Here is a 14008-nt window from a genome sequence, read left to right as displayed (position 1 = left end):
CCGCGCCGCCGGCGCCACCGGCTCCCACGACGACCGTGAGCCCCGCCGCCAGCTGATCCGCGGGCCAGATCGCGCGACTGACACCGCCCGCCCCGCCGCCGCCTCCCCCATAGCGGGCCCCGGAGCCGCCGAAAGCGCCCGCGCCGCCCCCGCCGCCTCCGGCAACGACCACCGCCTCGACGGTCCGCGCCCAGGCCGGAGGGGTCCAGCTGCCACCGGCCGTGAACGCGGTCGTCTCGCGCCGCCCCGCGCCCCGGGCGAAGCTCACCCGTCCCGTCGCCCGCTCGACGGCCAGTGCCGTCTGCCAGACGACGCCGTCCGGGCTGACCTTCAGCGCGAAGTCATCATCCCCGATCAGCCCGAGCTCGGCCCGACCGCCGTAGCCGGACTGCAGCAGCAGGGAGACCACATCGGCCGCCGCCTCCTTGTTCAGGGTCAGACGCAGATCGCCGTCGCCGCCCTCGGCGACCTCCCGCGCGGCCCAGAGCGCCTTGTTCAGCTTCGCCGCGAAGGGGTTGGCCTCGTCGGCGGTCGTGCCGAGCCCGAGCCGATCGATCGGCCCGATCCCGCCCAGACGCGCGCCCAGCGCCGTCCAGTCGTCGCCCTCACGGACCACGAACCCGGCCTCGTCGCCGATCCAGACCAGCAGCCCCTCCGGCGCATCATGCCGGACCCAGCTTCCCGCCTCGGCCCGCACCAGATCGCCGGCGGCGAACGCGCTCCATGCCTCGCCGTCGATCGTTTCGGGCAGGATATGGAGGCGGCCGTCCTCCGGCGCGGCGGGTGCGGTTGCGACGGTCCGGCTGGCGGCCCGGCACTGGACCAGGGCGTCCAGCCGGGTCAGCGCCTCGTTGACGGTCACATGCTTCTGCATTTGCCCGGCCGCCAGATAGGGCAGGCCCAGCCGGGCGCTTTCGTCGTCACTCATCGAAATCTCCGCGATCAATCGTCGGAGATCAGTGTGGACGCGGCCCTTCCTCAGGCGGGCTCATGACGCTGGCCCGGAGCGTTTCGCCTTTCGCATCAACGCCCTGACCGGCGACGATACGATGGCTCAACATTAACTCCCGCGCATTTCAGTCGTGCAGGTAGACCACCCGACGAAGCTTGGGATCGGCCTTTACCCGCGCCAGATGGCGGTCGTGATCGCCCGACGCCTTGGCGTCCGCCTCGCGGGCCTCGACCCAGTGAGTGCTCTCGATGTCCTTCTGCAGCGCCTTGGCCGCCATCAGGTGGCCGGGGAAGAGGACGTCAGCCACGCTGGGCACGAAGTCGAGGAAGGGCACCTCCCCGACCGCCGTGGTCACGGTGTCCAGGCCCAGATACCCGACCATCCGGACGATGGTCCCGGGCGCCGCCTTGGCCCGGACCGCCTGTATCACCAGCCAGCCCGCGGCGCCGAAGGTGTAGGCCGTGCCCAGCACCGGGATCCAGGTCAGCAGACCATCCATCCCCACGCCGAACGGGCCGATGCCGACAACCCGGTCGGACAGCTTCTTGACGGTCTCGACATTGCTCCAGATTTTCTCGATATCGCCGAGGGTCCGTCGGGCCATTCCATCCTCCGAAAGCGAGACCGTAACGCGCCATGGAGACCGGCGTTCACCATAAAGCGCAAGAGGCTTCGTCATTGTGGGCGACGCTCCGTCCCTGGCTGGACGGGCTGGCGGTCGTCGGCTTCGCCGGCGCCCTGATCCTGACCAGCCTGCTTCAGGCGCGGATAGGTCATCGCTGGGTCGACATTTTCGCCCAGTTCACCGCCCCCCTGTTCATCGCGCTGGTTGTCGCAACCGTGCTCGTCAGCCTGCTGCGTCTGCGCAAGGCGGTCTGGGCCGCTTTCATCGCCAGCCTGATGATGTTCGTCTGCGCGGCGCCGCAGTGGTTCCCCGAGCCGGGCGAACCCGAGCCGGGCGCTCCGGTCATCCGGCTTTACTCGGCCAACGTCTATTACCTGAACGACGACGTGGCCGCGATGCGCCGGTCCATAGAGGCGGCGAACCCCGACATCGTCGTCCTGATCGAGCTCGGACAGGGCGCGCTCGGCGATCTGGACACGCTGCTGGAGGGCTACCCCCATCGCGCCGGGTCGATGCGGCTGGACGAGACCCGCGGCCCGTCCCGCTCGATCATCGCCTCGCGCTGGCCGCTGCGGCAGGTCGCCAACCGGCCTGACGGCCTGCACTCGGTCACCGCCGTCGCCGAGACGCCGCTCGGCGAGGTCAATGTCGTGGGGGTCCATCTGACCCGGCCATGGCCGTTCCAGTACCAGTGGGGCCAGATCAGCCAGACGATGGCGCTGGGCGATATCCGACGAACGCTGAACGGGCCCGTGATCATCGCCGGAGACTTCAACAGCGTCTCCAACGGCCGGATCGGACGGCAGATGAAGGAAGAACTCGGAATGCTGCCGGCCGCCGGCTTCCCCGGCACCTGGCCCAGCGACCTCCCCTCGCCGCTCGGCATGACCATCGATCAGGTCTGGCGCTCGCCCGATCTGGCCTTCCTCAGCCGGCGGACCGGACGTCCGAACGGCTCGGACCACCGCCCGGTCGTGACGGAGTTTACGCGCGCCGCGCGCTGACCAGGGCCGCGAGGCGTTCGGCGTGTCCGCCGGTCGGGAAATCGTCGGCGATCCAGTCCGCTTCGAAGGCCTTGAGCAGACGCCCCGTCTCCGGACCCGGCGCGACGCCGAGGCGGGCGACCTCCTTGCCGCCCACCGGCAGGCGCGGCGGGACCCAGGTCCGGGCGATCGACAGCAGGCGCGCGGCGTCGCTGCCCGGCGCCTCGGCCGCCCGTCGCAGGACGGCGTCGGAGACTGCCTGTCCCCTGTATCGGTAGACCGCGGCGCGCACCTGCGCGTCCGTCATCGCCAGCGAGACATCCGGAGCCGCGACCGCTGACGCGACGAGCCGGTCGCGCGTGCTGTTCGGCAAGCGCAGGCGCTCGGCCGCCGTCCGTATGGCCTCCGCGTCGACGGGAAACAGGGTCATCAGACGCACGACCGGATCGTCGCTCAGGTCCACGACCGCATCGAACAGGGCCAGATCGCCCGCCTCGGGCAGCACCTGCGCCAGGACGCCCGTCCCGATCATCGCGGCCATGGCCGGACGCGGGTCCGCGGCGGCCAGCAGCTTCATCAGTTCCTTCGACACCCGCTCGGCCGAGAGACGGGTCATGCCGGACGCGAGATCCCGGCAGGCCTCAAGCCCCGCCGCATCCGGTTCGCCGCGCCCGTACCAGGCGAAGAACCGGAAGAAGCGCAGGATCCGCAGGTAGTCCTCCCGGATACGGGTGCGGGGGTCCCCGACGAACACGATCCGGCCCGCCGCCGCGTCAGCCACGCCTTCTCCCGTCGGATCGAACACCCGGCCTTCGTGATCGGCGTACAGCGCGTTCAGTCGAAAGTCGCGGCGAGCGGCGTCCTCGGCCCAGTCGTCGGTGAAGGCCACCGTGGCGTTGCGCCCGTCGGTGGTCACATCGCGGCGCAGCGTCGTGATCTCGAACGGCCGGCGTTGCGCGACCGCCGTCACCGTGCCGTGGGCGATGCCCGTCGGAACGGCCTTCAGCCCCGCCGCACGGATCGCCGCCTCCGTCTCCTCGGGCTTCAGAGTGGTGGCGATATCGATGTCGTCGATCGGCCGCCCCATCAGGGCGTTCCGGACGCATCCGCCGACGAAGCGCGCACAGCCGGGACCGCCCGCCGCCTCCAGTGCCGCGATCACGGAGCGCGTCGACGGCGCCGTCAGCCAGTCCTGTGCGGCCAGCGCGCTCATGCCGCATCCTCGCCGGCCGCGGCGATGCGGTCCGGCTCATCGCCGTACAGCCGGGCGCACAGGTTCCTGAGGATGCCGGCCGTCACGCCCCAGATGTAGCGTTCCTGATAAGGCATGGCCCAGAACCAGCGCTTGGGCTGCCCCTCCAGTTGGTAGGAGTCCCGCCGATGGTTCACCGGATCCATGACGAAGCTCCACGGCACCTCGAACACTTCCGCCACCTCGTCCGGCGAGGCCGTCACGGACGGCGGTTCCGTCAGCCAGCCGACGACGGGCGTCACGAGGAAGCCGGTCCCGGTCTCATAGGCGTCGCCGACGCCCAGCACCTCGACCACCGACGGGTCCAGGGCCACTTCCTCGAAGGCTTCGCGCAGCGCGGCCTCGACCGCCGTCTCGCCGGGGTCCAGACGTCCGCCCGGAAAGGCGATCTGGCCGGTATGGCTGGCCAGGCTGTCCGAGCGCCGGGTCATGAGCACCGTCGCTCCGGCCTCGCCGGCGATGATCGGGATCAGCACCGCAGCCGGGCGCAGGGTCCGCCCGGTCAGGCGGCTGTCGGGATTCAGGTCGAAGTCCGAGCGCGCGGGCGCGGCGTCCGCCGACCAGTCGGACGGCGGCGTCAGCTTGCCCAGCAGACGTTCGCGGAGACTGACCAGACTCATGCGGACACAGACCCGAGGCCGAAAGCCGCGCCGGCCGAATGCACGATCAGGTCGCCATTCGCCTCGTCCGCCATCTCGACCAACTCGTAGAAGACCGGCCGGGCGATCCGCGCCCACAGGTCGGCCCTGACCCGCACGCGCGGGGCCGGTTCGCCGGTCTCCGGGTCGGTCTCGACGACCAGCGGAAACTCCGGCCCGGCCACGGCCTCGTCGCCGACGTCCGTGGTGAAGACCAGCGCATCGCCCCGGCGTTCCATCGCCACCGCGCGGAACGGCAGGTCCTCGACGGTGATCGACAGCTTCTCGCCCGGCGTCACCAGCACATAGCCGTCGGGGTCCCTGCGCAGGATGGTCGAGAACAACCGCACCAGCTCGGGACGACCGATCGGCGAACCCTCGTGCATCCAGACGCCGTCGCGGCGGATCACGATGTCGATATCGCCGCAATGTTCGGGATGCCACAGGTGGACGGGCGGCAGGCCGCGCCCCGGCGCCTGCTTCACCGCCTCGGCCACGGCGGCCAGTTCTGTCGTCTTTCCGGCGCTCGCCATGTCGTCAGACTTAGGGTGTTCGCCCCGGCCTGCAAACCCGGTCAGGCGGCGCGGACGACGCCCGCGGGTTCGCCGTCGCCCAGCCACAGCACCCGGCGGCGATCCACCGGGCCTTCCAGCCAGACCCCGCCGGCGTGCCGGAAGCCGAACCGGCTGAAATAGGGGGCGTCGCCGACCAGCAGGATCCCGGTCTTGCCCGCATGGGCGATACAGGCCTGCACCAGGTCCGCACCCAATCCGCCCTTCCGGCTGTCGGCGGAAACCGTGATAGGTCCGAGGAACAGCGCCGGCTGATCGCCGACCGTGATCGACCACAGACGCACCGCGCCGATCACCTTCCCGCCCTCGCGGGCGACGAAGCCGGCCGCGATGTCCGCCTTCTCGCGGATACGCTCTGCCGTCTTGGCGTAACGACCCGGCCCGAAGGCGGCCATGACCAGCGCCTCCACCGACGCGATGTCGGCGGGGGTTTCGGCGTCGATGCGCACCTGGGTCTGGTCAGCGGCGTGGTTCATGAGCGCGCGCACCTAAGGCCCGCGCGGCCGGGAATCAACCGGCTTTCGAGAAATCCGGCGCGCGCTTCTGGGTGAAGGCCATGAAGGCCTCCATGGCCTCGGGGCTCTTCATCTGGCTGCCGAAGGCTTCGCCCTCGCGCTGCATCAGGTCCCACAGGCGTTCGGCGTCGCGCATCAGACGCTTGGTCTTGCGGATGGAGTTCGGCGCGCGGGCGGCCAGCTTGCCGGCCAGTTCGGCGGCCACGGCCTCGACCTGTTCCGCCGGAACCGCTCGGTTGGCCAGTCCCCAGGCCAGCGCCGTCCGGCCGTCGATCGGCTCGCCCAGGGCGAAAATCTCAAAGGCGCGCTGATGACCCAGCACGGCCGGCAGCAGCATCGACGACGCCGCCTCCGGCGCCAGCGCCAGATTGATGAAGGGCGCCGACAGCAGGGCGTCCTCGGCCACCACGACGATGTCGCAGTGAAGCAGCAGGGTCAGGCCGATGCCGACCGCGCGTCCCTTGACCGCCGCCACCACGGGCTTGTCCAGATCGGCCAGGGCCTTGAGGAACCGGAACACCGGCATGTCGGTCGGCTGCCCCGCCTGCGAGCCGATGGCGATGAAGTCGCCGATGTCATTGCCCGCCGAGAAGCTGTCGCCCTCGCCACGGAAGGCCAGCACCCGCACGGCGTCGTCCGTCCGGGCGCGCTCGGTCGCCTCGGCCAAGGCGGCGTACATGGCCTGGGTGATCGCGTTCTTCTTGTCGGCCCGGGCCAGGGTGACGCTCAGCACGCCGCCGGCCAGTTCGGTCTTGATGTGGTCGGTCATGCCGCCTCCTCCCCTTTTTTGATAGCGCGCCACCAGTCGACGCCGTCCGCATCGCGTTCGCGAACGACGGCGCCCTGGAGGAGCATGTAGTTCAGGTGGGCGATCGCCTCGCCCGTGGCCATGCCGCGCACGCCGTCGCCGACGGGTCGGGCGAACAGGGCCGGGAACACATCCACCGCCCGCTTGGGCTCGCGCAGGCTGCGCTCCAGCCGCTTCAGCGCCACACGGTGTCCCCGGATCAGCGCGTCCAGCCGGGTCTGCACCCCACGGAACACCTCGCCGTGGGACGGCAGGATCAGGACGTCATCGGGGAAGACGGTCTTCATCCGCTCCAGCGACACCAGCCAGTCGCCCAGCGGATCGGCGTCTGCTTCCGTCGGCCAGACCGACACGTTCGACGAGATGCGCGGCAGGATCTGGTCGCCGCCCAGGACCACGCCGTCATCCTCCCGCCAGAGGCAGGCGTGTTCGGGGCTGTGCCCCTCGCCCACGACGATCGTCCAGTCCCGCCCGCCGATGGTCAGGCGGTCGCCCTCGCGGATGCGGCGGTAGGCGGCCGGCAGCGGCGACACCGCCATGCCGAAACGCCCGAACTCCTTGCGGTAGCGGCCGATCTGGGCCTCATCCCAACCGGCCGCGCGATAGAAGACCGCGCCGCTCTCGGGCGCCTCCTTGCCGGTGTCGGCCAGCAGCATCCGGGCCATCACATACTCGAGGCGGGTCATCACCAGCGGCGCGTCGAAGCGCTCGCACAGCCATCCGGCCAGGCCGATGTGATCCGGGTGCATGTGGGTGCAGATGACTTGCGTCACCGGCGCTCCGCCCATGGGACCGGCCAGCAGCAGCTCCCACTCGTCCTTCGTGCCGTTGATCGCCAGACCGCAGTCGATCACCGCCCAGCCGTCGCCGTCGCGCACCGCATAGACGTTGATGTGATCCAGCTGCATGGGCATGGCGACGCGCATCCACAGCACGTCAGGCGTCACGGCGATCGCCTCACCGGACGCCGGAGGTCCGGCAAACGGATAGGTCAGGCCGCGCTCGGCGGGCCTCGCCTCCATCTCCGCCGGGATCACGCCGTCCGCCAAGTCCGTCTCCAATCGCAACGCAGGAGGGATAGCCTGAACCGTCCGTCCGCGTCCAGCGTGACGGCACTCTCGCCTTGACCCCGCGCCAGCCCCTCGCCAAGGGTGTCGCCGACGTTTTCCTTCCGGAGTTCTCCCGTGTTGACCAAGAAGATGCTTGCCATGGCGGCGATGGCTTTCGCCGCCGCCTTCATGGCGGCCGAGCCCGCCCTGGCCCAGATCACCGTCGGCGGCGGCGGTCGCACCCCGCGCGGCGAGCAGGTCCTGCCCGGCCGCATCGGCGGCGACCAGAACGACCGTGACGCAGAGGCCGCGCGTCGCCGCGACCGCCAGCGTCCGCAGCGCAACCAGCCCGCCGCCCCCAAGACGCCGGAGCAGATCCGCGCCGAGGCCCAGGCCCAGCTGACCGCCAACAACCTGACCTGCGAAATGACCGAGGCCGCCAACCCCGGCACCATCACCGAGTCGCAGGTCTATGAGGTCGCCTGCAACAACGCCGAAGGCTACATCCTGATCGCCTCGACCCCGCCGCAGGCCTTCAGCTGCATCGAGCTGGCCGGCACCGCCGCCATCGCCCGCTCGCGCGACCCGAACGCCGACGTCGGCCAGCAGTGCGTCAGCCCCGCCAACCAGAACGGCGTCCTGGTCATCGGCAACTGGGCCCGCTCCGCCGGCGCCACCTGCACGGTCGATGAGGCCGCCGCGATCGGCAAGAGCGACGACAACAACATGGTCTACGAAGTCGGCTGCGCCGACGCCGACGGCTACTGGCTGGAAAAGACCGCCACCGGCTGGGATCTGAAGGATTGCCTGCAGATCAACGCCATGGGCGGGACCTGCCGCTTCACCACCGCGCTGGAGCAGGCCAACGGCTTCGAGACCAAGCTGGCCGGCACCACCGCCGCCGGCTGTGACGTGACCCAGGTCCGTCTGATGGGCTCGAACGCCAACGGCCGCTTCTTCGAAGCCAAGTGCGCCGCCGAGGGCGAGGGCTACATCGCCCGCCTCGACACCGCCGGTCAGACCCAGCAGATCTATCCCTGCGCCGCCGCCCAGCGGATCGGCGGGGGCTGCACCCTGACCCAGGTTCCGGCCGCCCCGGCGACCGAACAGTAAGACCCGGCGCAAGCCGATCGGAACGCCCCGGAGGAGACTCCGGGGCGTTTTTCGTTGCCGCTTCCCTCGCCCCGCGACGCGCTTTAGCTTCCGCCCCATGCGCATCGCCACCTGGAACGTGAACTCGGTCAACGCCCGCCTGCCCACCGTGCTGGCGTGGCTGGAGGCCGCCCGGCCGGACGTCGTCGGCTTCCAGGAGATCAAATGCATCGACGAGAAATTCCCGCGCGAGGCCTTTGAAAGCCTCGGCTACAACGTCGAGGTTCACGGGCAGAAGACCTACAACGGCGTCGCCCTGCTCTCGAAATTCCCGATGTCCGACGTAAGGCGCGGCCTGCCGGGCGAGGATCAGTCCGGCATCGAGGATGACGGCGTCCATTCCCGCTACATCGAGGCGCTGATCGAGAGCCCCCGCCCGGTGCGGGTCGGCTGCCTGTACCTGCCCAACGGCAATCCGGTGGAGAGCCCCAAGTTCGCCTACAAGCTGGGCTGGATGGAGCGGCTGGAGGCCCACGCCCGCACCCTGCTGGCGCAGGAAGAGGCCTTCACCCTGTGCGGCGACTACAACGTCATTCCGACGCCGGACGACGCCAAGGATCCCAAGGCCTGGGTCAATGACGCCCTGTTCCAGCCCGAGAGCCGCGCCGCCTTCCGAGCCCTGCGCTACCTCGGCCTGAGCGAAGCCGGCGAACTGGGCAAGCAGCCGCCCGGGACCTACACCTTCTGGGACTACCAGGCGGGCGCCTGGCAGCGGGACCACGGCATTCGCATCGACTTCCACCTGCTGTCGCCGCAGGCGGCGGACCGGTTCCGGGGCGTGGAGACGCATCGCGACGCCCGCGACATGGACAAGCCGTCCGACCACGTCCCCGTGGTCGTCGAGCTGGAGGACTGATCCTTGGGCGAGGTGTTCCGGGTCATCCTGCTGGTGGCGCTGGCCGCGGCGGCGCTGACCACCGGAGCCCTGCTGCTGGTCTGGTGGATGGAGCCCGTGCGGCGGATGCGCCGGACGCTGCTCAAGTCGCTCGGCGCCGCGCCCGAAGCCGAGGCCCTGTCCCCGGCCGAAGGGCGCGCGGCCGGGCTCGACTTTGACGGCGGGCAGGTCGCCGTCCTGTGGAACCGGGGCGCGGCGGGTCTGGTCTACGCCTTCGAGGAGATCGAGGGCGGCGAGATCATCGTCGACGGCCATGTCGTCGCCCGCGTTCGCCGGGGCGAAACCCGCAAGTCGCTGGACATCCTGGCCCCCGACGCGGAGCAGGTGGTGCTGCGGCTTATGTTCGCGGACGCCCGGCACCCGGAGTTCGAGCTGGCCCTGTGGGACGCCACGGCGCCCGTCCAGACGGGCTCTCCCGGCGAGGCCCTGCGCCTGGGCCGCCGCTGGCTGTCGCATCTGGAAGCTCTGCTCAAAGGATAGTCTCCTCCCCGCGAAGTGGGGAGGTGGCTCCGAGCCTCGCGAGGAGACGGAGGGGCTCTTCACCGGGCGCGCGGACAGAGCTCCTCCACCGCTTCGCGGTCCCCCTCCCCATTGCTGCGCAACGGGGAGGAGACTAGGAAGCCCCCACCTGTTTACCGAGTAGCCTGAAGGAGCCCCTCGTGGCCCGCCTGTTCGACGCCGTCATCATTGCCGACTGGACCGCCGCCGAGACGAAGAAGCTCGGCGATCAGTCGGTCTGGATCGGCGTCGCCAAGCGGGACGTCCGCTTCCGCTTGTATACCGAGACCCACAACGTCGCGACGCGGGCCGAGGGCGAGGCCCTGCTGAACAAGCTGATCTCGGAACACCGCAAGCGGGGCGACCGGGTGCTGGTCGGGCTGGACTTCAACTTCGGCTATCCGGTCGGCACGGCCGCGCGCCTGAAGCTGGATGGGACCCCGTGGTCGGCGATGTGGAAATTCATCGCCGCCAACGTCGTGGACAAGGCCGACAACACCAACAACCGCTACCAGGTGGCGGCCAAGATGAACCGGCTGATGACCGACGAGGCCTGGCCGTTCTGGGGCGCCCCCGCCAAGCAGGCCCAGCGCTGGCTGACGACGACCAAGCCGCCCGCGGGCGCCGGGGCCGACATCCCCGAGTTCCGCGCCACCGAGGACGCGGCCCGCAAGGGCAAGCTTCAGCCGAAGTCGGTCTGGCAGATGCACGGCGCCGGCGCGGTCGGCGGCCAGACCCTGACCGGCGTTCCGATGGTCCGCCGCCTGCTGGAAGCCCTCGGCCCGTCGGGCGCCGTCTGGCCGTTCGGCACCGGCTGGCGCACGCTGGACGCGGCGGACGTGGAGCCCCTGTCGGCCGTGGTCGTCGAGGTGTGGCCGTCGATGTTCAACGCCAAGCCCGAGCCGGGCGAATACAAGGACCAGGCCCAGGTCCGCGTCACCGCCGAAGCGTTGGCGAAGATGGACGACGCCGGGGATCTGGCCAAGGCCTTCGGCCCGCCCAAGGGCGCGGACGAGGCGCTGATCGCCAAGGTCGAGCAGGAAGAAGGCTGGATCCTGGGGGCGTAGCCTTCACCGGGGTGTCGTGGCGCGGCGCTATCGCTGCGCGATGTTCCGGACCATGCTGACCGCCCTGCTCCTCCTGACCGCGAGCCCCGCCGTGGCCGATATGCTGATCATCGCCCACCGCGGCGCCTCGGGCGAACGGCCCGAGCACACCCGCGCGGCCTATGACCTGGCCATCGCGCAGGGCGCCGACATCATCGAGCCCGATCTGGTGATGACCCGCGACGGGGTTCTGGTGGTCCGCCACGAGAACGAGATCGGCGGCACGACCGATGTCGCCGACCGGCCGGAGTTCGCGGACCGGCGGGTCACCAAGACCATCGATGGACAGGCGGTGACCGGCTGGTTCACCGAGGACTTCACCCTGGCCGAGCTGATGACCCTGCGGGCGCGGGAGCGGCTGCCGGAACTGCGCGGGACGGCTTTTGACGGGCAGGAGCCGATCCTGACCTTCGAGCAGGTGCTGGCGATCGCGGCGGAGGCCGGGATCGGGGTGGCGCCGGAGCTGAAGCATCCGGCCTACTTCGCCGGGATCGGCCTGCCGATGGAGGACGCCTTCGTGGCCGTGCTGGAGCGGCACGGGCTGACCGGAGCGGACGCGCCGGTGCTGGTCCAGTGCTTCGAGGTCGGGCCGCTGGAGCGGCTGGCCGCGCGGATCGACACGCCCCTGCTGCAGCTGATGGCCCGGGAGGGCGGCCCCACGGACCGGCCGGACCTGACCTATGCGGAGATGGCGACGCCGGAGGGGCTGACGCGGGTTCGGGCCTACGCCAGCTGGATCGGGGCCGACACGGCGATGATCGAGCCGGAGCCGGGCGCGCCGACGGGGCTGATCGGGGATGCGCATGCCGCGGGGCTGAAGGTGGCCGCCTGGACCTTCCGGGCCGAGAACGCCTTCCTGCCGGAGGGCGACCGGATCGGGGATGCTCCGGCGGGGCATGGGCGGATCACCGAGCGGTTGGCGCGGTTCGGCGGTTACGGGCTGGACACGGCCTTCATGGACCAGCCGAGGTATCGCTGAGCCTCACCTCTCCATCGCCCCTTCAAGGCGATGGGGAGGACAGACCGCGCAGCGGTCAGGAGGGGGCGGCGCGGTGGGTGGCGGTCGGCCCGCAGACACCGGTGTTCGAGGCATCTCCTGCCCTGACGGAGCCGCCCTCACCTGATCGACGCTGGCGCGCCGATCTGTCCTCTCCATTCGCTTGGAGGCGAATGGAGAGGTGAGTCGGTGAGATGCAGTTACCCGTTGATCTGGCCGAAGTCGGCGACGCGGCCCATGACCGAGCGGACCTGTCCCAGCAGCTTCAGACGGTTGTCCCGTTCCGCAGCCACGTCCGAGTTGACCATGACCTTCTCGAAGAAGGCGTCGACCGGGGCGCGGAGGCGGGCCAGGGCGGTCATGGCGGCGGCGAAGTCCTCGGTCTCCAGCGCGGCGTCGACGGCGGTCGCGGCGGCGGCGGCGGCGAAGGCCAGGGCGGTCTCCTCCTCCGGCTGGTTCGGCAGGCCGGTCTGGACCATGCCGGTCGGCAGCGCGCCCTTCTTCTCCTCGGCCTTGAGGATGTTGGACGCGCGCTTGTAGCCCGCCAGCAGGTTGGCGCCGTCATCGGTGGCGAGGAAGGCGGCCAGCGCCTCCACCCGACGCACGATGCGGACGAGGTCGTCGTCGCCGAGCGCGAAGACGGCGGCCACGAGATCGTGGCGCTGGCCCTGATCGCGCAGGAGGACGGTCAGGCGGTCGGCGAAGAAGGCGAGGACAGCCTCGATCAAGTGGCTGCCGTAGTCTTTCGCCTCTTGTCTCGTGAAACGATCCCAATCGTCTCTGGCGTTGATACCCTTCACGTCTTCCGTGATTTGCAGCCAGAGCTCGGTGCCTTCGAACTGATGGAAGGCGTCCTTGATGGCTTCCTCATCGAAACCGGGGCTCAGCCGCTTACGCCAAGCATCTTCGAGCACTCCTTGGAGAGTAGCGGCCACTGTTTCCACGAGACCCAGCCGCGCTTGATTCTCCAGCACCAGCCGGATCACCCCCAGCGCCGCACGGCGCAGGGCGAAGGGGTCCTTCGACCCCGTGGGCTTTTCGTCGATGGCGAAGAAGCCGACGAGGGTGTCGAGCTTGTCGGCCAGCGAGACGGCCACCGTCAGCGGGGCGGTCGGGACCGTGTCGGAGGGGCCCTGCGGCTTGTAGTGGTCGCGGATGGCGTCAGCGATCGCATCGGGCTGGCCGAAGGCGCGGGCGTAGTAGCCGCCCATGATCCCCTGCAGTTCCGGGAACTCGCCGACCATGCCCGAGGCGAGGTCGGCCTTGGCCAGACGGGCGGCCTGTTCGGCCTGATCCGGGTCCGCGCCGACCAGCGGCGCGATCTCGCGGGCCAGGGCGGCGATGCGCTCGACGCGCTCTGCCAGGGTCCCCAGCTTGGCGTGGAAGGTCACGCCTTCCAGCTTCTTCAGCCAGGGCTCGAAGCCGACCTTCTGATCCTCGTCCCAGAAGAAGCGGGCGTCGTTCAGGCGGGCGGAGAGGACGCGGCTGTTGCCGGCGGCCAGGGCCTTGCCGCCGTCCGAAGCCTCGACGTTGGCGACGACGACGAAGTGGGGGGCGAGGCCGTGCTTGGCCGGGTCGCGGACCGCGAAATACTTCTGGTGCACCTTCATCGACAGGCGCACGACCTCGGGCGGCAGCGCCAGGAACTGCGGGTCCATGTCGCCCAGGATCGGGGTCGGCCATTCGGCCAGACCGGCGACCTCGTCCAGCAGGCCATCATCGTCGACCAGAGCCAGCCCCTTGTCAGCGCAGACCTTCTGGGCGGCTTCGAGAATGCGCAGCTTGCGGTCGGCGACGTCCAGCAGGACGTGCTCGCGCTCCAGCTTCTGGCGGTAGTCGGCGAAGTCCTTGACCGAGAACGGCTGGCCCGAGCCGAGGAAGCGGTGGCCCTCGGTCGTGTCGCCGCTCTGAATGCCGTCGATCTCGAACGGGACCACGGCGCCGTCGAACAGGGCGATGATCCGCT

At 70.3% G+C, this 14008-nt stretch carries 15 protein-coding genes; 6 read left to right on the top strand and 9 right to left on the bottom strand.

The window, feature by feature from the left end; translation table 11 throughout:
• Together VGE03_RS15195 and VGE03_RS15190 are read right to left on the bottom strand one after the other, a co-directional pair.
• On the bottom strand, positions 1 to 928 hold a 928-nt coding region (locus tag VGE03_RS15195; RefSeq protein ID WP_331047317.1), incomplete at its 3' end, for a DUF2793 domain-containing protein.
• A gap of 148 nt (positions 929 to 1076) precedes the next feature.
• Positions 1077 to 1556 (bottom strand): DUF4112 domain-containing protein, encoded by a 480-nt coding sequence (locus VGE03_RS15190; protein ID WP_331047316.1) that lies wholly within the window; start codon positions 1554 to 1556, stop codon positions 1077 to 1079.
• Positions 1557 to 1630: 74 nt separating this feature from the next.
• Between VGE03_RS15190 and VGE03_RS15185 the strand changes: the two genes are divergently transcribed.
• The gene (locus tag VGE03_RS15185; RefSeq protein ID WP_331047315.1) at positions 1631 to 2581 is read left to right on the top strand and encodes an endonuclease/exonuclease/phosphatase family protein; all 951 of its coding nucleotides are present in this window, start codon (positions 1631 to 1633) and stop codon (positions 2579 to 2581) included.
• Here VGE03_RS15185 and VGE03_RS15180 read toward each other — a convergent pair.
• The 6 genes from VGE03_RS15180 to VGE03_RS15155 are packed head-to-tail and all read right to left on the bottom strand — an operon-like array spanning position 2562 to position 7394.
• Positions 2562 to 3773, bottom strand: coding sequence for a CCA tRNA nucleotidyltransferase (locus tag VGE03_RS15180; RefSeq protein WP_331047314.1), 1212 nt, complete (start codon positions 3771 to 3773; stop codon positions 2562 to 2564). The genes VGE03_RS15185 and VGE03_RS15180 overlap by 20 nt on opposite strands.
• Positions 3770 to 4432: a CoA pyrophosphatase gene (locus tag VGE03_RS15175; protein WP_331047313.1), complete on the bottom strand. Its 663-nt coding sequence runs from the start codon at positions 4430 to 4432 to the stop codon at positions 3770 to 3772. Before VGE03_RS15175 ends, VGE03_RS15180 begins: the two co-directional genes overlap by 4 nt.
• Positions 4429 to 4983, bottom strand: coding sequence for a DUF1285 domain-containing protein (locus tag VGE03_RS15170; protein WP_331047312.1), 555 nt, complete (start codon positions 4981 to 4983; stop codon positions 4429 to 4431). The genes VGE03_RS15175 and VGE03_RS15170 overlap by 4 nt, the downstream gene beginning before the upstream one ends.
• A 41-nt stretch (positions 4984 to 5024) precedes the next feature.
• Positions 5025 to 5498: an N-acetyltransferase gene (locus tag VGE03_RS15165; RefSeq protein ID WP_331047311.1), complete on the bottom strand. Its 474-nt coding sequence runs from the start codon at positions 5496 to 5498 to the stop codon at positions 5025 to 5027.
• A gap of 34 nt (positions 5499 to 5532) precedes the next feature.
• Positions 5533 to 6306 carry an enoyl-CoA hydratase gene (locus VGE03_RS15160; RefSeq protein ID WP_331047310.1) on the bottom strand — a complete coding sequence of 258 codons (774 nt, stop codon included), beginning with the start codon at positions 6304 to 6306 and terminating at the stop codon, positions 5533 to 5535.
• Positions 6303 to 7394 carry an MBL fold metallo-hydrolase gene (locus VGE03_RS15155; protein WP_331047309.1) on the bottom strand — a complete coding sequence of 364 codons (1092 nt, stop codon included), beginning with the start codon at positions 7392 to 7394 and terminating at the stop codon, positions 6303 to 6305. Before VGE03_RS15155 ends, VGE03_RS15160 begins: the two co-directional genes overlap by 4 nt.
• A gap of 135 nt (positions 7395 to 7529) precedes the next feature.
• Between VGE03_RS15155 and VGE03_RS15150 the strand changes: the two genes are divergently transcribed.
• The 5 genes from VGE03_RS15150 to VGE03_RS15130 all read left to right on the top strand — a co-directional run bounded on the left by VGE03_RS15150 (position 7530) and on the right by VGE03_RS15130 (position 12024).
• A complete protein-coding gene (locus VGE03_RS15150) occupies positions 7530 to 8507 on the top strand; it encodes a hypothetical protein (protein WP_331047308.1) in 978 nt (325 codons plus the stop codon).
• Positions 8508 to 8604: 97 nt separating this feature from the next.
• Complete coding sequence (gene xth, locus VGE03_RS15145; protein WP_331047307.1) at positions 8605 to 9402, top strand: exodeoxyribonuclease III; 798 nt, start codon at positions 8605 to 8607, stop codon at positions 9400 to 9402.
• Positions 9403 to 9414: 12 nt separating this feature from the next.
• Positions 9415 to 9921, top strand: a complete 507-nt coding sequence (locus tag VGE03_RS15140; protein WP_331047318.1) for a hypothetical protein — start codon at positions 9415 to 9417, stop codon at positions 9919 to 9921.
• A gap of 179 nt (positions 9922 to 10100) precedes the next feature.
• Positions 10101 to 11006, top strand: a complete 906-nt coding sequence (locus tag VGE03_RS15135) for a cobalamin biosynthesis protein CbiG (protein ID WP_331047306.1) — start codon at positions 10101 to 10103, stop codon at positions 11004 to 11006.
• Between the two features lie 40 nt (positions 11007 to 11046).
• Positions 11047 to 12024 (top strand): glycerophosphodiester phosphodiesterase family protein, encoded by a 978-nt coding sequence (locus VGE03_RS15130; RefSeq protein ID WP_414644973.1) that lies wholly within the window; start codon positions 11047 to 11049, stop codon positions 12022 to 12024.
• 218 nt (positions 12025 to 12242) lie between these two features.
• Here VGE03_RS15130 and glyS read toward each other — a convergent pair.
• On the bottom strand, positions 12243 to 14008 hold a 1766-nt coding region (glyS, locus tag VGE03_RS15125), incomplete at its 5' end, for a glycine--tRNA ligase subunit beta (protein WP_331047304.1).

The organism is Brevundimonas sp., assembly GCF_036400995.1.
Classification (GTDB): Bacteria; Pseudomonadota; Alphaproteobacteria; order Caulobacterales; family Caulobacteraceae; genus Brevundimonas.
This window is presented reverse-complemented; position numbering and strand designations above follow the sequence as displayed.